Origin of the sequence: Arthrobacter sp. PL16 (assembly GCF_035985055.1) — a bacterium.
Lineage (GTDB): Bacteria > Actinomycetota > Actinomycetes > Actinomycetales > Micrococcaceae > Arthrobacter_D > Arthrobacter_D cheniae.
Map to the genome: position 1 here is coordinate 39,820 of NZ_JAXCIC010000003.1, position 20,742 is coordinate 60,561.

Consider the following 20,742-nt stretch of genomic DNA (forward strand, 5'->3'; position numbering starts at 1 on the left):
ACGGCCTGATCGGACCCGGCTCCTACCTGTCGGCTCCGAGCTTCTTCCGCGCCGTGAACGCGAGCGCGACGGCGATGGCCACCAGTGCTGCGATCATCAGCACGATGCTCCACGGGAAATCGCTCACCCCGGCTGTCTGCGTCTCATTGGCCGGGGCATCCTGCGTCTCGACAGGACCGGGCGTCGTCACCGAATCCGGCACCGTCGACGAGCCCTGAAGCGTGGTGAAGGCGAACGTGCCCTCGATGGGGTGCGAGTCCGAGCTCGCCACGCGCCAGTTGACGGTGTACTCCCCCGCAGGGGCCCCTGAGCGTAGCGGCTGCGTAGCGGTGCGGTCGACGATCGACACGGGGCCGTCAGCCCAGTCCGCTCCCGCCTCATCGAGGACCTGCACCTGCGCCCCGATCCCTGACGGCACGTTCGAGAAGCCCAGTTCGAGGCTCGGAGGCAACACGTCGACAGTGGCACCCTCGGCCGGATTGGTCCCGGTCAGCTCGTCATGCGCGCCGGCCGGGCCACCCGCGCCAAGGAGTAGGGCGAGAGCGAGGAGGACGGCGGGAACAAGGGCGCCGAAGGACAGCGCGCGACGACGGCGTCCGCGCAGTCGAGTCGCCGGAAGCAGAGTGGACGGGAGTGGAATGGCAGCCATGGTTCAACCCTACGCGGAGTGCCTGACGGGGTGCTGGGATGCGTTCGGGGGTGATGCCTGGCCCCCGGAGGGTCGTCATGAACCTCATGCCGGCGGTACGCCGGGATAGAATCTTCGCGATTGCTCCCCGACCCTTCCGCCCTAGGATCCCCTCTTGCTCAAAACTGGTTCCGTGCTGGATCGCTACTTCGACATCACGCAGCGGGGGTCGACGTTCTCCCGCGAGATCCGTGGCGGCCTCGCCACGTTCTTCGCCATGAGCTACATCGTGGTCCTCAATCCCCTCATCCTCGCCGGCGCCGATTCGTCGGGCACCGAGCTCGGCTTCGAGCGCGTCGCGGCCGTGACCGCACTGGTAGCGGGCATCCTGACGATCGTCATGGGCGCCTGGGCGAAGTACCCCTTCGCCCTGGCCACCGGCCTCGGCGTCAACGCGTTCGTGGCCATCACCGTGGCGACCAACCCCGGGCTCACCTGGCCGGACATCATGGGGCTCGTCATGCTCGCGGGCCTGACGATGCTCGTCCTGGTGCTGACAGGCTTCCGGACGGCGGTCTTCAATGCGGTGCCCGAGAGCCTCAAGACGGCGATCGTAGTCGGGATCGGCCTGTTCATCGCCCTGATCGGCCTGGTCAACGCCGGTTTCGTACGCCGCGTGCCCGACGTCGCCAACACCACCGTCCCCGTGGGTCTCGGCTTCGGCGGCGTGCTGATCGGCTGGCCCACACTGATCTTCGTCTTCGGCCTCATCCTGACCATCGCCCTCGTGGTGCGTAGAGTGCGCGGCGCCATCCTCATCGGCGTCCTCGCCGCGACAGTGCTCGCCGTCGTGGTCGAGGCCATCGTGAACGTGGGTCCCAGTTTCATCCCCGGCCAGGACCCGAACCCCGCGGGTTGGTCGCTCGTGGTGCCCGAACTGCCCAGCGGCGCCTGGGTGGGAATCCCCGATCTCAGCCTGGTGGGTAACGTGAGCCTGTTCGGCGCGTTCGGTCATCTCGGCGGAACAGCTGCGCTCCTGCTGACCTTCACCATTCTCCTCAGCATCTTCTTCGACGCCATGGGCACCATGGTGGGGCTCGCGAACGAGGCCAAGCTCGTCGACGAGAAGGGCAACATCCCCGGCGTCGACCGCGTCCTCGTGATCGACGCCCTCGGTGCGGTGGCAGGCGGTGTCGGTTCGGTGTCCTCGAACCAGATCTACGTCGAGTCCGGCGCCGGTATCGGCGAGGGCGCCCGGACAGGCCTCGCGAACGTCGTGACCGGCCTGCTGTTCCTGCTCGCGATGTTCTTCACACCGCTCATCAGCCTCGTGCCGTTCGAGGCCGTGGCCCCCGCGCTCGTGGTGGTCGGCTTCATGATGGTGGCGCAGGTGGGCCGCATCGACTTCGACGACTGGGGCATCGCCATCCCGGCCTTCCTCACCTTCACCCTCATGCCGTTCACCTATTCGATCGCGAACGGGCTCGGCGCAGGCTTCATCGCCTTCGTGCTGATCCGCGCGATCCAGGGTCGGGGCCGTGAGGTGCACCCCCTGATGTGGGCCGTGGCCGCCGCCTTCGTGGTGTTCTTCGGCATCGGCCCCATCGAGGAGCTGCTCGGTATCTGACCGAGGAAAAGCGACGACGGCGGATGGGGGACCGCCGTCGTCGCCGGCTTTGTGGGGCAGACCCGGGGTCAGCGGGCGGACCAGCCGCCGTCCATGACGTAGGACGAGCCGGTGACCATCCCGGCGTCGTCGCCCGCGAGCCACGCGATGAGGGAGGCGACCTCCCCCGGCTCGACGAGGCGCTTGATGGCGGACTCGGTGAGCATGATCTTCGAGAGCACTTCGTCCTCGGTGATGCCGTGGAGGCGGGCCTGATCGGTGAGCTGGTTCTCGACGAGGGGCGTCCGTACGTAGCCCGGGTTCACGCAGTTGCTCGTGACTCCGTGCTCGCCGCCCTCCAGGGCCGTCACCTTGGACAGTCCCTCGAGCCCGTGCTTCGCCGTGACGTAGGCCGACTTGAACGGTGACGCGCGCAGTCCGTGCACCGAGGAGATGTTGATGATCCGGCCGAAGCCGCGCGCGTACATGCCCGGCAATGCTGCTCGGATGAGGAGGAAAGGCGCCTCGACCATGAGCTTCTGGATCCGGCGAAAGTCGTCCGGGCTGAACTGCTCGATGGGGCTGACCACCTGGATCCCGGCATTGTTCACGAGGATGTCCGTCTCGAGTGTAAGCTCCTCCAGAGCCCGGGTGTCGAGCAGGTCGACGGCCCACGCTTCCCCGCCCAACTCGCCCGCGAGTGCGGTTGCACCGTCCCCGTCACGATCGGCGACGACGACATCCGCGCCGAGTGCTGCGAGGGCGTGCGCGCAGGCCGCGCCGATACCACTGGCGCCGCCCGTGATGACGGCTCGTCGCCCGCTGAGGACTCCTTCCCCCTGACGGGCCGGGCCGGGACCGGTCCGACCGGAGTGCGCCGCCGCTTCATCGAGGCTCATGGCTGTCCTTCCGCGCTGGGGAGCGGGGCGAGCCCCCGCACTCCCCTGAGTATTCCTGCAGCGTACGGCGGGACCAATGACCACTTCGGCACGCCTACTCTGCGATACTGCAGAGATGCCCACTCCCAATGCACAGGACCTGCTTGTGCTCCGGGCGGTCGCGCAGACCGGCCGGTTCACCACGGCCGCCGAGACCCTGGGCCTCAACCACACCACGGTGTCGCGCCGGATCACCGCCTTGGAGAAGGCCCTCGGCGGTCACGTCCTGTCCCGCAGTGCCGGTGGGTGGGAACTGACAGACCTCGGCAGGAGGGCCGCCGACGCCGCAGCGAGTGTCGCGGCCGCCGTCGCGCACCTGCGTGACGACGACGGCGGTGCCCTCGCCGGCGTCGTGCGCATGAGTGCGACGGACGGCTTCAGCGCCTTCATCGCCGCTCCGGCATTCGCCCGGCTCCGGAACGAGAACCCGCGGCTCAGTATCGAGATCGTGGCGGCGACGCGTCGCGCGTCCCAGACCCGCACCGGGCTCGATTTCGAGGTGGTGGTCGGGGAACCCCAGGTGCATCGCGCCGAAGCGACGCGCCTCGGCGCCTACGTCCTCGGGTTGTACGCCTCGCGGGACTACCTCACGTCGGCCGGCACGCCGTCGGACCTGGCCGAAGTGGTCACGCATCCGCTCGTCTACTTCATCGACTCGATGCTGCAGGTGGACAGCCTCGACGCACCACGGCGGCTGCTGCCGGCGATGAGGGATGCCCTGAGCTCCACCAATGTCTTCGTGCACGTCGAGGCGACGCGTGCCGGCGCAGGCCTCGGCCTCCTGCCGTGCTTCATGGCAGATCGCCACGCGGACCTCGTCCGCATCCTTCCCGATCTCGTCGCCGAGAAACTGGACTACTGGCTCGTGGTGCGGCCCGACTCGCTGCGGCAACCTGCCGTCGCCGCGGTCGTCCAGGCCCTGCGCGAAGGAACGCTCGCGCTCGAGTCGGAACTCCTCGGGCGGGACCGCGCCGGTCGGACGGGACCGTAGGACCAGACGCGTACCCATGGAGGGATGCACCGCCCCTGCGACGTCCGCGGCCGGGAGCGTCCGTCCTTCTGACCTGCGCCCCGGACGAACCTGCTCACCCGACGATGTCCCTCAGGATGAGCTGCCGCGTGGACGCAGCCGGGTCTCCTCCACATCGAGGATGCGCTGCGCCCTGGCGAGGACGCGTGAGGAATAGGTTCCGCGGGCACGGGCTGCCAGCAGTGCCTGCCGCTCGGCCTCGAGGACTGCCAGCCGGAGGTCACGGTACTGGCGGTGCGGCGAGCGCACCAGCTTCTGATCGGGCAGCCGCGCCTTCTCCCATTCGAACTCGCTCCGCATGCCCGTGTCGAGGCGCACGCGGTCCAGCACGTCCTCGTCCACCTCGATACCTTCGCCGATGACCACCTGCGGATCGTCGAGGACCCGAAGGCCCTCGACGCGCAACTCGTCGAAGAGGGTCGCCGATTCCTCCCGGTCGGTGTCGGCGTCGACCCCCTGGACCTTCAGCACCCGGATGAGCGCCGGCAGCGTGCTGCCCTGCACCAGGAGGGTGGTGACGGCGACCGTGAACGCGATCAGGACGAGCTGTTCCCGGTAGGCGAAGGCTTCCGGCAGGGACTGTGCCGCCGCGAGCGTCACCACTCCGCGCATCCCCGACCAGCCGAGCACGGTGGCACCCTTCCAGCCGAAGCCCTCACGCCGCTCGAGCTCGAGGTCCGCCTGCCGCCGCTCGAACATGCGCGTGAGCGCCCTCTTCCGCCGCTCCTGCCTCGGATCGAGGGTGGGCAGTTTCTTGAGCCGGCCGAGCCCACGTCGCAGCTGGATGGAACGGCGCGCGGCCCTGCTCGGCAGCCTCCGCATGAGCAGGACGAGGGGGAACACCCACAGGAAGCGCAGCACGATCAGCGCGAGCGTCGCGACGAGGCCGATCAGCACCGTCTCCCCCACCGTCAACAATGACTCGTCGATGTTCTGCAGCAGGCCCCGGACCTCGAGGCCGATCAGCAGGAAGACTCCGTTCTCGAGCAGGAACTGCACCGTCCGCCAGTTCACGTTGTCGCTGATGCGTGCGCGGGCGTCGAGGTGGCTGGCACTCCGGTGGCCCGTATACACACCGGCGACGACGACGGCCAGCACTCCCGACGCCCCGAGCTCCTCGGCGGGGATGAAGGCGATGAAGGGGACCGCGAAGGAGAGGGCGGTGTCCAGCACCGGGTCATCGAGCGTGGAGCGGATGAAAACGGTCACCACCCCGACCGCATACCCGACGATCACGGCGACGACGACGGCGAACGCGAAGTCTGCGACGGCGGCCCCGAACCCGCTCAGCGCTCCGGCCGATGCCGCGATGGCACTGCGCAGGAGCACGAGGGCCGTGGCGTCATTGACCAGCCCCTCACCCTCGAGCACGGTCAGGAGCCGGGGCGGCAGGCCCAGCCGGCGGCCGATCGACGTGGCCGCGACGGCGTCGGGCGGGCTGATGACGGCGCCGAGCGCGATAGCCGCCGCCAGACCGAGATCAGGGAGCAGCGCGTGGAGGAGGAGTCCGGTGACGAACGAGGAGACGACGACAAGCGCCACGGACAGGCTCGCGATGGGTGTGAGGTTCCGCCGGAAGTCCATCACGGGCGTCTTGATCGCGGCCGCATAGAGCAGGGGTGGCAGGATTCCGGTGAGGATCCACTCGTCCGGGATGCTGAAGCTCGGCACACCGGGAACGAAGGACAGACCGATACCGACGACGACCAGGAGCAGCGGTGCTGCGACGCCCACGCGTTTCGAGAGGACCGCGACCGCCACGAGGACGGCGATGACGATGATGCCCAGCAGTCCCAGTTCCACCCTGCCAGCCTAGTGCGGCACGCTTTTCGGGTTCCGGTGGGTGACCGACGCCGCGACCCTTCACGCGGGCCGACGTACACGCTATGGCGGGGCGATGCGCCCCCCGTTAAAGTGCGGCGTCCTACCGTCCCAGTCCGCGAGGACTTGCGCTCTCAGTCCGCGAGGACCTGCGCTCCGGCCGCGAAAGCGCGGACGCGGGCGTCCTGCCAGAGGTGCGCCGGCACTCCCCCGCCGAGCAGCCCGCGCACCAACCCCGGATCCCCGCCGAGCGGCGCATCGCTGCCCGCGATGATCACATTGCCGTAGCGCCGCCCCTTGAGCATCGCGGGATCGGCGATGATCACCGTGTGCTCGAACTCCGCCCCTATGGTCGCGGCCTCGCGCTTGGCCATCGCGAGGTTCGGACTGTCGCCGCAATTGACCATGTACACCCCGTCGGCCGCGAGGACGCGCTTCGCCGCCCGCGTGAACTCGCGCGTGATCAGAGGCTCAGGCGTCACGGCTCCGGCGAAGACGTCGCGGATCACGAGATCTCGGCTGTTCTCGCTCAGCGACTCCGTCACAGCCCTTGCCTCGCCGACACGGATCCTCACGAGCGGCGCGCGCGGCAGGTCGAACCATTCGCGCACCAGGTCGGCCAGTCGGCCGTCGAGCTCGACGACGACCTGACGGGCCTGCGGATGCGAGGCGGCGAAGCGGCGGGCGAGCGAGCAGGCACCCCCTCCGAGGTGCAATGCGCGAAGCCTCTCCGTCGACGTCCAGCGCGAGTCCACGAGCGAGGCGATCCAGCGCATGTACTCGAAGTCGAGGTGCAGCGGATCGGCCAGGTCGATATGCGAACTGGGCACGCCGTTGATGCGCAGGACCCAGCCGTCGGCGTTGTACGGATCGGGTTCGAGCTCACACGTCCCCGTGTCGATGGGGAACTCGCCGATCTCGGGGCGCGGCCCGGTGGGTTTCGCCATCAGGGTCGGCTCGTCCGGGGGACGTCCGGACAGACGGAGAAGGGCATGGCTCCCATGCTAGCCGCGGGCCGGCGCCGTCCCCGCCGGGCCCCGGTCGGGGCGGTGCATCCGGAACATCGGCCTGTGATGCCAGGTAGGGCCGCAGAGCATGGAGGTACCGTCCGGCTCGAAGCCGTTGCGGACGTAGAAGCGCTCGGCCCGCGGGTTGCCATTCAGGATCCACAGGTAGGCGGCCCTGGTCCCGATCGCGATGTCGAGCAGGCGCTGCCCGAGACCGGTTCCATGTGTGCTCCGCAGCGTGTAGATGTGGTGCAGTTCGAAGTCGGGGCGGTCGTCGTCGCGCCCCGGACCGGACGTGGCGATCGCGACCGGCTCGCCGTCGTCGAACGCCAGCCAGCTCCGCGCACTACCGGGGGTCCGCGAAGCCTCCTCGAAAGCCGCGCGCCGCCGTTCGATGATCGCGGGCAGCTGGGCGTCGTAGTAGGCGTGGTACTCCGGCGGCATGATGTGCTCGTACGTCTCGTGCAGCCCGGCGACGTGGGTGCGGGCGTACGCCTCGGCGTCATCGATTGTGGCCGACCGGATCACGTAGGGCAGCGTCGATAGATGCTGTGTCACCCCCTCAGTTTAGTGTCCTGGGGCTACCGAGTGGTGACCGGATGTGTCAGGAGTGGCCCTCGAACTGCTCCTGCTCCGCGAGCGCCGCCTCGAGCCGGTCGAGCTTGCCCGTCAACTCGCCCGTGTGGCCCGGACGGATGTCCGCCTTCAGCACGAGCGAGACGCGGGTGCCGTAGCGCCCGACGGCCTCGGTGGCGTGCTTGACCACGGCCATCACCTCGTCCCACTCACCCTCGATCGTGGTGAACATGGAGTCGGTGTGGTTGGGCAGGCCGGATTCACGCACGACGGCGACCGCGGCGGCGACGGCGTCGTGCACCGACCCGTCGGGGTTCTCCCGGGAGAGATCGGAGGATCCGGACGGGGCGACGCTGAAGGCTACGAGCATGGTCCCAGTCTGGCACGCGGTCACTGTCCGCGGGAGGGTCGGCCGCCACTGATGGTGACGAGGTCGGTTGCGCAGACCCCCGGCACGACGACGATGGTTCCCCCGGTGACGGAGCGGAGGCCCGGACGATGATCGTCCGGGCCTCCGTCCGTCAGCAGCGTCAGGGGCCGGTGACCCTGAGCGCCTCCCACCCGAGAAGCGTGCCGTCGCCGGTGAAGACGACCACCTTGTTGTCACCGGGCCGGGTGCCGGACGGCGTGGTCACGCTGACCTCGCCGTCGTCGGACGCCTGCCGCCAGCCGAGGCCGGTGCCGTTGAGGTAGACGTAGAACCAGTCCTCGGCCTCGAGGTTCTCCAGCGTCACCTCACTGGAGCCATGGCCGAACTTCTCCCCCGCGAGGCCGAGATCCACGCGCGTGGACTCCCTGAGCTCCCTGGCCCTGGCAGGACCCGGGGTGAAGGACGGCTCAGGGTTGACCAGCTCGCCCGGTCCGCTGTCCTCTCCCGTATAGGTGATGCTCGGTGCCGCCGGGGCCTGCATGTCCGCACCCAGGAAATACGAGGTGTGCGGGGGCTGGTTGTAGGCGGTGTTCTGCCACGCGACGCCGAGCCGGTACACGGGGTCCGACTGCAGCGTCCGCAGCCGGTGGTCGGTGACGTCGACGGTCGTCGCGATGCGCAGCGCGGACGAGTCCTCCGTCCGGGTCACGATCTCCTCGCGCCAGTCGCCGAACAGGTCGGCCTGCAGGGCGGGGTTCGCCTTGGTGGTGTTGTTGCTCAGGGTCCCGCCGGCCCGGTACAGCTCCTCGGCCGCCTGCGTCTCCGGGTTCCACTTCGAGATGGTCGGAACGCCTGCAGCCACTACCGCGTCGTAGTCGTTGTCCGTGATCTCGCGGAGCAGGTCTCCATCCCACCAGGTGACGAAGTTCGCAGCCGGGATCTTCTCCGACAGGAGTTCGCCTGCAGAGGAGCGGAGCTGCCCGACCGGCGAGTTGTAGGCTGCATCCCCACCGATGGCCCAGCCCTCAGCGCCGGCGTGGTTCGGGTCGATGTCCGCCATGGCTGCCCGTCCGGTGTCACGTGCCGCCGGAATCGACCAGATGATCTCTCCCGTCGCAGCGTCACGATAGGTGGCCCCGCGACTGCTGGATGCTCCCATGTCCTCGTGCGCCGCGAAGACCTCGAGGCCGGGATTGGTCGGATCGAAGTCCGAGACGTGCAGGGCGTCGCCGTGGCCGAGGCCCGTGGTGTAGAGCGCCTCGCCGTCGTCGTCGATGGTCATGGAGCCGAAGACGATCTCGTCCTTCTGGTCGCCGTCGACATCAGCGACGGAGAACTCGTGGTTGCCCTGGCTCCGGTACTGGCTGCCCGACTCGTCGGAGTCGAACGTCCAGCGTGAGGTGAGGTGGGTGCCGTCGAAATCGAAGGCGGCGACCACCGCGCGCGTGTAGTAGCCACGGCTGAAGATGACACTCGGCTTCTCGCCGTCGAGGTAGGCCACACCGGCCAGGAAGCGGTCCACGCGATTGCCGTAGGTATCGCCCCAGGCTCCTACGTCCCCGCGGGCCGGCACGTAGTCGATCGTGTCGATGGCCGCGCCCGTCGCACCGTCGAACACTGTGAGGTATTCGGGACCGCTCAGGACGTAGCCGGAAGAGTTCCGGTAGTCGGCCGCGGCATCACCGATCACGGTGCCCGCGCCGTCCACGGTGCCGTCGGCGGTCTTCAGTGTCACCTCCGCCGTGCCGTTCCCGTCGAGGTCGAAGACCTGGAACTGGGTGTAGTGCGCGCCGGCCCGGATGTTCTTCCCGAGGTCGATCCGCCACAGGCGGGTGCCGTCCAGCTTGTAGGCGTCGATGTAGACGGTCCCCGTGTAGCCGGCCTGTGAGTTGTCGCGGCTGTTCGTCGGGTCCCATTTGAGGATCACCTCGTACTCGCCGTCACCGTCGACGTCGCCCACCGAGGAGTCGCCCGCCTTGTAGGAGTACGGCTGGCCGTCCTTGGTGACGGCGTCGGCGGGCTTCTCGATCGGGACGTCGAGGAACTGCTGGTCCCAGACGGTGAAGTCCTCGGTGACCCAGCGCTCGACGCCGTCGACCACGGAACTCACGCGGTACACGGACTCCGCCGCGCCGTCGGCGTCGAGCAGGTTGGTGCTCGTGGTGACGGGTTCGTCGGTGATGCGCTCGCCGTCGCGGTAGACGTGGAAGGCGATGCCGTCGTCATCCAGTCCGAGCATGCGCCAACCGATATAGGTGCCGCCCTCGCGCTGCACCGCGACCGGAGCGCGGTCCAGGCGCTCGGCCTGCCGTTGGAGGGTGGTGGCGGCCGGTGAGGTGATCGTCGACGAACGCTCGGACGCGCCGCCCGCGTTCACCGCCGTGACCGCGTAGGTGTACTCGATGGTCGTCAGGACCTCCGTGTCGGTGAAGGATGCGCTGTCCGCCCGCCCGACCAGCTCGGGGTCGCTGAGTGATCCATCCGCCTTCGGCTCCGCCCGGTACACCTGGTAGAAGAGGGCGCCGTCCGACGGCGTCCAGCTGATCGTCACGTCGTTCTTGTTGACGGCGCCGAGGGTGAGTCCGGTCGGCACTGCTGCGGTGGGTACGTCAGGATCCACCGTGGTGAGGACCAGTGCGTTCGACGCGACGGATTCGGTGCCGCCCGCGGTGAGCGCCACGACCGTATAGGTGTATTCGAGTCCGACGTCGGCGGTGGTATCGGTGAACGCGGCATCCTTCGTGTCCCCGATCGCGGCACGCTCGGTCGAACCGGCAGCCGTCCGGTACACGCGGTAGCCCGCGGCTCCCTCGGGTGCCTGCCAGGTGAGGGACACGGCAACGCCTGCCCCATCGATGCTGAGGTCCTTCAGTGCGAGGCCCGACGGCGCCAGCTGCAGCGGCGTGATCTCGATACCGTTGAGGCGCGACGACGTCCCGGTCATCACCAGGTTGAGCTGGCCGTCGGTGACGAGCACGGGCTCGCTGGTCTTCTGCGCGACGGCGGCACGGCCGGCGTTGGCCGAACCGAAGTCCTTGCCCTCGAGCTGCACATTGGAGCGGCTCGTGCCGATCCAGTCACCGCTGTACGTCTTGACGGCGTAGGAGCCGTTCGGCACGTCGACGGCGAAGTCGTGGCTCGGTGTCGGCAGCAGGAAGTCACGCTCGAGGTCCGTGGGCGGCGGCGTGAAGGCGATGCCGCGGTCACGCCCGGCCAGGCCCGCAGTGTTCAGGAAGCCCCAGCCGCGTTGCGCCGAGTAGGCGCTCGTCTGGTTCACCTCCGTGTAGCCCGGCATGACCGGCGATCCGGCCTGCTGGACGTCGAAGCGGTACAGGGGCGATTTCGTGGCGATCCGCACGGCGCTGGAAGGTGCGGATTCTCCGCGACCGTTGACGGCGACGACGCGGACATCGTACTCCCGGCCCTCCGCGAGGCCCGGGACAGCGGACTGCGGGAGGGTGGAGGTGGCCACGAGGGCGTAGGCGTCCTCGCCCGCGCCGGCGTCCTTCTGGAACACGCGGTAGATGTCCGCGCCCTCGACTGCGCCCCAGGTGAGCTGCGCGGTCGAGTTGGAGACGCTGGCGACGACGACACCCGTCGGAGCCGCCGGCACTGCTGCCGGTGGCTCGGCCTCCTCGACCTCGCCGGCCAGCGGGATGTCGAGGCCCGCGACATCCTCGGCCACGAGCCGGGCCATCTGGATTGCGCCGTACTCCTGGAAATGGGTGTCGTCCACGGTGCCGGCGGGGCGGCTCGGGTAGACCCCGGCAGGCACGTGGAGGTAGACCGACTTCGCGGCCTCAGCGCCGATCTCGTCGAGGTGGGCACGACTCGATGCCGCGAGGTCGACGACCGGCGTGCCGGTCTCTGCAGCCAGCTTCTGTACGGCCTCGACGTAGGCGGGGAAGGACACCACGGCCTTGCCGTCGGCCCCGAAGGCCCGCCGGGAGACCGGGGTCACGAGCACCGGCGTCGCGCCGCGCTGTTTCGCGCCGTCCACATACGTCCGGAGGTACTCGTAGTAGTCGGCGGGAGCAGCGAAGCGATCATCCACGCCGTAGCTGTTGTCGTTGTGGCCGAACTGCACGAAGAGGTAGTCGCCGGGCTTGATGCCGCGGAGCACCTCGTCGAGGCGCCCCTGGCTGATGAAGTTTTTGGAGCTCCGCCCACCGATCGCCCTGTTGTCCACCGCGATGTCGTCGGACAGGAAGCGGTCGATCATCTGCCCCCACCCCGCCTGCGGTGCCACGTCGGAGCGGTACGTCTGGACGGTCGAGTCACCTGTGAGCCAGACCGTCGGCTCGGAAGCCTGCGCCCGGTCGGCCTGCCGGGTGATGGTCAGGCCGTTCAGGTTGGCGGCGGTTCCCGCGACGTCGAGGTTGAGCTGCCCGTCGACGACGGCGATGTCGAAGGACATCTCCAGGTACTGGCCCGCCGCCCGGGTGGTGGGCTGTACCTTGGTCATCTGCTCGGCGATGAGTGCGAGGTCGGTGGGGCCCGCGGCATCACCGGCGATGAGGCCGATGGTGTAGTCGCCGTTCGGCAGGTCCACCACGAGCTCCGTGTCGCCGATGGTCACGAAGTCGGACCGGGTGGCGTCCGGCGTGCTGCGATCGGTCGCCGTGACCTTCGACGGGTCGATGAAGCCGGCTCGCGTTCCCGCACCGTAGGCCGTCGTGGCGCTGATGGCCGTCGCGCCGGGCGCTGCGGCACCCGGACCGAGATCGAAGGTGAGGACGCCGTCGGGCAGTGCCGGTGGGTTGGCGAAGACGCTCGACGCCGTAGCGGGCGAGGGTGCGGTGATGCCGTCCGCGCCGCGAGCCTGGACGCGGTAGAAGCGCGGCGAGGACGTATCCACGGACCCATCCGTCGCGAAGACGTCGCCCGCGGTTTCCGCGACCTGGACGTACTCGCCGTCGACGGTGTCCGCACGGGTCACGACGTAGCCGGTTGCGCCCGGCACCTCGTTCCAGCGGAGCATGACGGCGGTTGCGGTGACGCGCGCCAGACGCACGTTGAGCGGTGCGGGGAGCGACGACGTCGCCTCCGCTGCGATGGATGGAGGATCGGCTGTGACGGATGGGGCATCGACGGCGAGCGCCGGAGCCCCGGCGAGGCAGACGCCGAGGACTGTTGCCCCGGCAAGGAGCGGAGAGCGCAGGAGGGCGCGGTTGAGACCGGTGGGTGGCATGGAGAGGTACCTTCTCGTTTCGTCATTGAAAACGGTGTGCGGCGTCGATCGCCCTTCCAGGAAGCCGGGTACGGCGGCATCCTGGAGCGGTTCAGCGGAAGACGTGCCGTCAGCCTAACGGCGGCACGGACGCCGATCAAGGGTTTTGGGAAAAGGCTTTCCGAATAGCGCTCGGGTCGGGCGGAGACCATCGCTCCACCGGTGGAGGCGCGCCACCAGGTGCGGGGGCAGGACGATCGCCGCAGGGTCCTCGCCCCGGCTGACGCCGAGCAGGATCCGGAGCCGCGCAGCATTCCGTAGCACCGTGCTCTCCACGGTCCTGGCGCGTCCTCCGCCCGGCGGAGGACGCACTAGGTTTCTAGGGGGCGCCCGTGGAGGGCCGTCCGGGAGGAGGAAACATGCTGGGAGTGCTGGGAGGATTCGCCGTCGTCGGTGCCGTGATCCTCGTGGGCTACGTCGCCGGGCGGCTCGTCATCGGTGGCACGCAGGCGGGCTTCGCGCTCAACCAGGTGGCGTTCTTCGTGACCAACCCGGCACTGCTGTTCACCGTGCTGGCGGATGCGGACCTCCGATCGGTGTTCTCCGAATACCTGCCGATCGCCCTCCTCTCATCGCTGGCCATTGCGGCCCTCTACGTGCTGGTCAGCAGGTTCCTTTTCCGACGGGCCGCTGCCGAGACGGCGATCGGCGCCATGGCGAGCTCGTACGTCAACGCGAACAACATCGGCATCCCCATCACCGTCTATGCCCTCGGTGACGCCACCCTGATCGCGCCGGTCCTGCTGGTCCAACTCCTGCTGCTGGCACCGCTCTACCTGACGATCCTCGACCTGACATCGAGCAGGAGGCCCTCCGTCCGGGCCGTCCTGACCCAGCCGTTCCGCAACCCGATGATCATCGCCTCTCTCCTGGGCGTCGCGGTCTCCGCCACCGGGTACGGGCCGCCGGCTCCGGTGTGGGATTCGCTTGCCCTGATCGGCGGCGCAGCCGTTCCCATGGTCCTGATCTCGTTCGGGATGTCCCTTCCGGGAAGCCGCCCGCTCAGGGCGGGTCCGGACCGCCTGCAGGTCCTGACGGCCACCCTTTTCAAGAGCGCGTTGATGCCGGTGGCCGCCTATCTCGTGGCTCATCATCTCTTCGGGCTCGACGGCGAGAGACTGCTCGGCGCCGTCGTCGTCTCCGCGCTGCCCACCGCCCAGAACGTCTTCATGTTCGCCGCCCGCTACGACCGCGGCATCCCCCTGGCTCGGGACACCGTCCTGCTGTCCTCCGTGCTGGCCATCCCTGCGCTGATCGTCGTCGCCACCCTTCTCGCGTGAGTTCGGTTCCACGCACCGGCACGGGCCATCGGCGTCGGGCGGGCCGTTGTGCGAGGATGCGAAGCAGTCTGCTTGTCGCCACCCCCGGCGGCCCTTAGCATTCAAGCGGTCGCCGTGCGCTTCACGGCCTGCAGATGGGATGGGCATGAAGAGCAGGATCTCCCCGGAAGAGCCGTTCCCCGCGAACCTCGAGCGGCTCAGGGACCAGGACGTCGAAGTCCTCAACAGCAAGGTGCACCGGGAGATCGAGCACGAGTTCGCGACCGAAGGCGAGGTCGACGCCGAGACAGCTTTCCGCAAGGACGAGCTCGACGAGGAACTCGACGGTCGCGAGGCCGGCCCCCGCCTCAGCCTCGTTCCGCAGCAGGAGGACGACGGCGGAATGGCGAGCGGCTACGCCGTCGGGGAGCGCGAGGACATCGTCGAGGCCTCCGGCGGACAAGCCGGCGGCGCGCACGGCCGGTTGCGGTCGGACACCGGGCGTCAGTAGAGAACCCGGCAGTAGGAGTATTCGATGACACAGCCTCGTATCCGCGATTTCCACCCCGAGGACCTGGACGGAATCCTTCATCTCTGGGAGGAGATGCGGACGACGCAGGTGGAGCCCGTCTACGGGCTGTCGGAGGTCCTTGCCTCCAGCCAGCAGGACTATGCCGTCGTCGCCGTCCAGGATGATGTCATCGTCGGCGCGGCCGTTGGCCGTGCCGCACACGCGCAGGGTTGGATCGTCTTCCTGTCGACCGCATCGAGCCATCGGCGCCAGGGCATCGGAGGCCGCATGCTCGCCGCCCTGGAGAAGCGGATGGCGCCGCTGGGCCTGTCCAAGCTCTCTGTCCTCCTGCCCGAGACGGGTCTTCGCATAGACGCATTCGCCGAGCAGGGTTTCACGGCGAAGAAGAACCTCCGCTACTTCGAGCGCCAGATCCCGATCCAGCGCAACGAGCTCAGTGCCCTCACCGAACTAGGGGGCCGGCTGCTTCCCCGCGGGCTGTGGGACTCGATCGGCGGAATGCAGCGGGAGAAGGAACTGCTCGAGCGTCGCCTGGTGATGCCACTGGCCAAAGCCGACCTGGCTGAGCAGTTCGGTGTCGTAGCTCCCAGCGCGGTGGTGCTGTTCGGCCCTCCCGGGACCGGGAAGACGACCTTCGCACGCGCCATCGCGTCGCGCCTGGAATGGTCCTTCGTCGAGGTGTTCCCGTCCCGGCTCGCTTCGGATCCCGCCGGCTTGGCGGGCGCCCTTCGGGAGACGTTCGTCAAGATCGCCGACCTGGAGCATGCAGTGGTCTTCATCGACGAGGTGGAGGAGATTGCGGTGCAGCGCGGCGGAGAGCCGCCGTCGGCCATGCAGGGGGTGACCAATGAGCTCCTCAAGATCATCCCCACCTTCCGGGATCAGCCGAACCGCCTCCTGGTCTGCGCGACCAACTTCATCCGCTCGCTCGACTCCGCGTTCCTCCGGCACGGCCGCTTCGACTACGTGATCCCGATCGGGCTGCCGGACGACGAGGCGCGACGGTCCATCTGGTCCAAATACATCCCCGGACAGGTCCTCGCCAGTGTCGATGTCCCGGCCCTCGTCATGGAGACGGACGGATTCTCTCCTGCTGACATCGAGTACGCCGCCCAGAAGGCATCCCAGGGCGCCCTCGAGAAGGCCCTCTACTCGGAGGACCAGGCGGATGCTCCCACCGGACCCCGAACAGAGGACTACCTCGCTGCGATCGCTGAAACGCGGGCAACCGTGTCACGCGAAGTCGCTGAGGCGTTCCTGGAGGACATAGAGTCGATCGCCCGTCTCTAGGCGCATCGTGGCAGGGACGGAATGTCATCCTCCTTCCCGGTGTTAGGCCAAGGGTCGGGGTCGTAGCTAGCCTTGACTTCAGCATGCCCTTCGGCCTTCAACGGTGCAGCCGAGGCAAAGCCCACCGGAAGTTCCCATGATTGGTGTCCCTTGTCTGTTTCCTCCCCGCCCGTGACGGCCACCGCGCCCTTTCCCTACGTGGGTCTCCTGTCCCTCGCCGGTGCCATCTTCGTCTCCGTGACCAGCGAATTCCTGCCCACGGGCCTCCTACCCGCCATGGCACGCGACCTCGGCGTCGGCATCTCGACGGCCGGCTACCTCGTGACGATCTTCGCGGGCACCGTCGTCGTCGCGACCACCCCACTCGCCGCCGTGACCCAGCGGTTCTCGCGCAAGTCGCTGATCGTCGTCGTGCTTCTGGTGATCGCCGTTGCGAACGTCCTCGCGGCCGTCGCGCCGACCTACGGCGTGCTGGTCGCCGCGCGCATCATGGGCGGACTGGCGCACGGCCTCTTCTGGGCCGTGGTGGCTGCCTACGCGGCCCACCTCGTTCCTGCCCACCAGCTCGGCAAGGCGGTCGCCATCACCGCCGGCGGCGGAACGGCCGCCTTTGTCCTCGGCGTCCCGGTGGGAACGGCGATCGGCAACGCGCTCGGCTGGCGCGCGGCCTTCACCATCATCGGAGTGGTCGTCGCGATCCTGGCCCTCGTGATCGTGAAGTTCCTCCCACCCGTCAACCACCACGTGGCGCGAAAGGCCGGCGAGGAGCGTGTACCCCTCACGCGCGACCCCAGCTTCCGCGCCGTGATCCTGCTGTGCATCGTCATCCTGATCATCCTGACCGGCCAGAACACCTTCTACACCTATATCGCCCCCTGGTTGACGGACGTCTCATCCTTCGAGCCCGGGTCCATCGCCCTGGTCCTGTTCCTCTACGGCGGCGCAGGGATCATCGGCCTCATCGGTGCAGGCTATGCCGCCGACCGCTTCCCGAAGAAGGCGTTCGCCAGTGTCGTCCTGGTCGTCATGGCCGCCGTGCTCACGCTGGCCCTCGTGACCACGAACACCGTGCTGGTGCTGATCGCGGTCATCGTCTGGGGTGCGGCCTTCGGCGGCATCCCCGCGATGCTGCAGACCCGCATGCTGCGGACAGCATCCTTCCGCACGCGCGACCTGTCCGCGGCCCTTCAGACGACGGCGTTCAACGTGGGCATCGGCGGCGGAGCGCTCCTCGGCGGGCTCCTGCTCGACGGCATCGGACTCGAGGTCCTGCCGTTCGTGATGATCCTCCTTGTCGCGACAGGACTCGGCCTGAGCCTTGCGACCGACACCGCCAAGGACCGGCGGGAACGGCGTCGGCTCCGGCAGGAATGACCTCGCGGGGGCATATTCGCACGTAGAACAGGCCTCTGGATGGGTGCTTGGTCACAATCGGTGATCGGATAGAATACCGATCCGGCCGGCGGGCGGGCGCGTCGGCGCTCCTGCAGGCGGTCACCCGATGCGCCGCACGGCGTGCGCGTCGATTCGACTCTATCCGGGGCGCACGCTGGGAAGCGAGAGGCCTGCGGTGAGCAGGTTGACGGCGTGGAACGGCAGGAAGCGGACGACGTCGGGAGCACGGGAAAAGTGCCCAGCAAGCGTTATTTCACCCTTCGCACACTGGGACCAGGCCATCATCACGGCGTAACGTAAGGCGCATGTCTAATTCCACCGAGCCCATCCAAGGATCACCGCCCAGTGAGGCCACGCCTTTCGAGGCCCCTCCCGGAGAGACCCCCGCGAAGGCTGCGCTGGACCGACCGGTGCTTTTCGTCTCCCTCTCGATCGTCATCCTGCTCATGCTGGCAGCGGTCGTCTTCCCCACCCAGTTCTCTGCGGTCACCACCTCGGTGCTCAACGGCCTCGTCTCGAACTTCGGGTGGGCCTTCGTGCTCACGGCCAGCGGATTCGTCATCTTCGCGCTGTTTCTCGCGTTCAGCAAGTACGGCCGGATCCCCCTCGGCAAGGACGGCGAGAAGCCCGAGTTCTCGAGGGTCTCCTGGATCGCGATGATGTTCAGCGCGGGCATGGGCATCGGACTCATGTTCTACGGGGTCACCGAGCCCATCTCCCACTACCTCACGCCGCCCGTCGAGGGCATTGAGCCCGGTAGCGCCGAAGCGGCCCGTGAGGCCATGAACTACACCCTCTTCCACTGGGCCATCCACCCCTGGGCGATCTACGCCGTCGTCGGCCTCGCCCTCGCCTACTCCGGCTTCCGCAAGGGCCGGGGCACCGGCTTCAGCGCCGCCTTCTCGCCCCTCTTCCGCGGCCGCTCCATCCCGAAGTCGATGCGCGCCATCGACGTCTTCGCGATCTTCGCTACCCTCTTCGGTTCCGCCACATCCCTGGGCCTCGGCGTCCTGCAGATCAACGGCGGCCTGACCGAGGTATTCGGCGTAGGCAGCAGCCTGCCCCTGCAGATCACCCTGATCGCAGTGCTGACCGTCTGCTTCGTCATCTCCGCCGTCAGCGGAGTCAGCCGTGGCATCAAGTGGCTGTCCAACGGCAACATGATTCTGGCCCTTGCCCTGCTGTTCTTCCTGTTCGTCGTGGGCCCCACCGTGTTCATCCTCGAACTCATCCCGGCCTCGGCCGGCAACTACCTCGTCAGCCTGCCGCAGATGTCGTCGCGCACGGGTGCCTTCGGTGGCCACGAGTGGCTGGCCGCATGGACCATCTTCTACTGGGCCTGGTGGGTCTCGTGGACGCCCTTCGTCGGCTCCTTCCTCGCCAAGATCTCGCGGGGACGCACCATCCGTGAGTTCGTCATCGGCGTCGTCGCCGTGCCGAGCGTCATCAGCGTCCTCTGGTTCGGCGTGTGGGGCGGCTCCGCGCTGAACCTGCAGGACAACGGCGTGGACATCGCGGCGGCCAACGCCGAGAGCCAGGAGTCGGCGATGTTCGCCCTCCTCGCCGAGTACCCGCTGGCTTCCGTGACCTCGATCCTCGTGGTCATCCTCGTAGCCATCTTCTTCATCTCCGGAGCCGACGCCTCGTCGATCGTGCTCGGCTCGCTGTCCTCCTTCGGCGCTGCGGTGCCTCGGAAGTGGCTGACCATCATGTGGGGCGCGCTCACCGGTGGAGTGGCCGCCGTCCTGCTCTCCGTGGGAAGCCTGGGGGCACTGCAGACGCTGACGATCATCGCGGCCGCACCGTTCCTGCTCGTCATGATCGGGCTGTGCGTGGCCCTCATGATGGACCTCCGCAAGGATCCGATGATCCTTGCTGCACGCAGGACCGGTGCCCGCGCGGCCCGGAAGGTGACACAGCAGGCGTCCTGACCTCCATCAGGGCGATGCACCGGGCGGGGAACGCGCGGGGCAGAATGGTGCGATGCGCGCTGTCTGCTTCGACGGGTTCTCCGCCCGCCCTGTCCTCCGGGATGTCCCGGAACCCGCCCCCTCGGCTCGCGGCGTCGTCGTCCGCGTCCAAGCCACCGGTCTGTGCCGCAGCGACGTGCACGGCTGGTTGGGGCACGACGACGGCATCACACTCCCGCACGTCCCCGGCCACGAACTGGTGGGGACGATCGAGGAAGTCGGTGACGACGTTCACCGCTTCGCTGTCGGCGACCGCGTCACGACGCCCTTCGTCTGCGCCTGCGGCCACTGCCCCGAGTGCGCCTCCGGCAACGGCCAGGTGTGCCGGAACCAGACCCAGCCCGGCTTCACCCACTGGGGCTCCTTCGCGGAACTCGTGGCACTCCACGACGCCGACACGAACCTCATCGCGGTGCCTGCCACGCTCGACGCCGGTGCTGCCGCCCTCCTCGGGTGCCGCTTCGCGACGTCCTACCGCGGCCTCGTCCACCAGGCCCGCCTCGAGGGCGGCGAGTCACTCGTGGTGGTCGGTTGTGGCGGCGTAGGACTCAGCGCCGTAATGATCGGTACGGCGCTGGGTGCGCGGGTCGTCGCCGTCGACATCGACGACGACGCGCTGGCCCGGGCCGGCCGCTTCGGCGCCGCAGTCACCATCAACTCGCGTGGACTGTCGCGGGAGGAGGTGCTTGCGGCCGTGCGCGCAGCCGTGCCGAACGGTATCGATGTGTCCGTCGACGCGCTCGGTCGGGAGGAGACCGCCTCCGTCGGCATCCTCTCGCTCCGTCCCCGTGGCCGGCACGTGCAGATCGGCCTTTTCCCCTCCGATCCGGTTCTGCCCATGGGAGCAGTCATCGGCAGGGAACTCTCCGTCCTCGGGAGCCACGGCATGCCCGCGCAGGACTACCCCGGGCTGCTGGCCCTCGTCGCCGAGAACCGGTTGCGCCCCCAGGACCTCATCGAGCGCAGGATCACCCTCGAGGAGGTCCCCGATGCGCTCGTGGCGATGGCCGGTGACCGATCCACCGGCGGAGTGACCGTCATCGATCTCGGGCCCTGACGCCCCGGCTACCGGTTCCCCCCGCGCCGTGGT

15 protein-coding genes are annotated in these 20,742 nt (G+C 68.5%); 8 read left to right on the forward strand and 7 right to left on the reverse strand.

Translation table 11 applies throughout. The features are described 5' to 3' along the window. Positions 1 to 22 precede the first annotated feature (22 nt). A complete protein-coding gene (locus RCH21_RS07390) occupies positions 23 to 649 on the reverse strand; it encodes a copper resistance CopC family protein (protein ID WP_326963828.1) in 627 nt (208 codons plus the stop codon). Positions 650 to 803: 154 nt separating this feature from the next. Here RCH21_RS07390 and RCH21_RS07395 point away from each other — a divergent pair, with 154 nt between their 5' ends. Further along, complete coding sequence (locus RCH21_RS07395) at positions 804 to 2,255, forward strand: NCS2 family permease (protein WP_326963829.1); 1,452 nt, start codon at positions 804 to 806, stop codon at positions 2,253 to 2,255. A gap of 68 nt (positions 2,256 to 2,323) precedes the next feature. Here the strand turns inward: RCH21_RS07395 and RCH21_RS07400 are convergent, their stop codons facing one another. Next, positions 2,324 to 3,133: a 3-hydroxybutyrate dehydrogenase gene (locus tag RCH21_RS07400; RefSeq protein ID WP_326963830.1), complete on the reverse strand. Its 810-nt coding sequence runs from the start codon at positions 3,131 to 3,133 to the stop codon at positions 2,324 to 2,326. A 115-nt stretch (positions 3,134 to 3,248) separates the two neighbouring features. Here RCH21_RS07400 and RCH21_RS07405 point away from each other — a divergent pair, with 115 nt between their 5' ends. Continuing rightward, positions 3,249 to 4,163: a LysR family transcriptional regulator gene (locus RCH21_RS07405; protein ID WP_326963831.1), complete on the forward strand. Its 915-nt coding sequence runs from the start codon at positions 3,249 to 3,251 to the stop codon at positions 4,161 to 4,163. 111 nt (positions 4,164 to 4,274) lie between these two features. On the opposite strand, the gene RCH21_RS07410 is transcribed toward RCH21_RS07405, so the two are convergent. From RCH21_RS07410 to RCH21_RS07430, 5 genes are all read right to left on the reverse strand, one after another. Beyond that, positions 4,275 to 6,005 carry a cation:proton antiporter gene (locus tag RCH21_RS07410; protein WP_120148644.1) on the reverse strand — a complete coding sequence of 577 codons (1,731 nt, stop codon included), beginning with the start codon at positions 6,003 to 6,005 and terminating at the stop codon, positions 4,275 to 4,277. A gap of 152 nt (positions 6,006 to 6,157) precedes the next feature. Beyond that, entirely contained in the window at positions 6,158 to 6,970 is an 813-nt protein-coding gene (locus RCH21_RS07415; RefSeq protein ID WP_326963832.1) for a spermidine synthase, read from the reverse strand. A 57-nt stretch (positions 6,971 to 7,027) separates the two neighbouring features. Then, a complete protein-coding gene (locus RCH21_RS07420; protein ID WP_326963833.1) occupies positions 7,028 to 7,588 on the reverse strand; it encodes a GNAT family N-acetyltransferase in 561 nt (186 codons plus the stop codon). A gap of 46 nt (positions 7,589 to 7,634) precedes the next feature. Beyond that, complete coding sequence (locus RCH21_RS07425) at positions 7,635 to 7,976, reverse strand: thiamine-binding protein (protein WP_120148646.1); 342 nt, start codon at positions 7,974 to 7,976, stop codon at positions 7,635 to 7,637. Between the two features lie 160 nt (positions 7,977 to 8,136). Then, positions 8,137 to 13,167 carry a rhamnogalacturonan lyase family protein gene (locus RCH21_RS07430; RefSeq protein WP_326963834.1) on the reverse strand — a complete coding sequence of 1,677 codons (5,031 nt, stop codon included), beginning with the start codon at positions 13,165 to 13,167 and terminating at the stop codon, positions 8,137 to 8,139. A 398-nt stretch (positions 13,168 to 13,565) separates the two neighbouring features. Here RCH21_RS07430 and RCH21_RS07435 point away from each other — a divergent pair, with 398 nt between their 5' ends. From RCH21_RS07435 to RCH21_RS07460, 6 genes are all read left to right on the forward strand, one after another. Beyond that, complete coding sequence (locus RCH21_RS07435; protein WP_326963835.1) at positions 13,566 to 14,486, forward strand: AEC family transporter; 921 nt, start codon at positions 13,566 to 13,568, stop codon at positions 14,484 to 14,486. Between the two features lie 145 nt (positions 14,487 to 14,631). Continuing rightward, complete coding sequence (locus RCH21_RS07440) at positions 14,632 to 14,976, forward strand: hypothetical protein (protein ID WP_326963836.1); 345 nt, start codon at positions 14,632 to 14,634, stop codon at positions 14,974 to 14,976. A gap of 24 nt (positions 14,977 to 15,000) precedes the next feature. Beyond that, a complete protein-coding gene (locus tag RCH21_RS07445; RefSeq protein WP_326963837.1) occupies positions 15,001 to 16,287 on the forward strand; it encodes an ATP-binding protein in 1,287 nt (428 codons plus the stop codon). A gap of 150 nt (positions 16,288 to 16,437) precedes the next feature. After that, the gene (locus tag RCH21_RS07450; RefSeq protein WP_326963838.1) at positions 16,438 to 17,661 is read left to right on the forward strand and encodes an MFS transporter; all 1,224 of its coding nucleotides are present in this window, start codon (positions 16,438 to 16,440) and stop codon (positions 17,659 to 17,661) included. Positions 17,662 to 17,987: 326 nt separating this feature from the next. Further along, positions 17,988 to 19,613, forward strand: a complete 1,626-nt coding sequence (locus tag RCH21_RS07455; RefSeq protein WP_326963839.1) for a BCCT family transporter — start codon at positions 17,988 to 17,990, stop codon at positions 19,611 to 19,613. 52 nt (positions 19,614 to 19,665) lie between these two features. Continuing rightward, positions 19,666 to 20,709 carry an alcohol dehydrogenase catalytic domain-containing protein gene (locus RCH21_RS07460; RefSeq protein ID WP_326963840.1) on the forward strand — a complete coding sequence of 348 codons (1,044 nt, stop codon included), beginning with the start codon at positions 19,666 to 19,668 and terminating at the stop codon, positions 20,707 to 20,709. Positions 20,710 to 20,742: the final 33 nt, after the last annotated feature.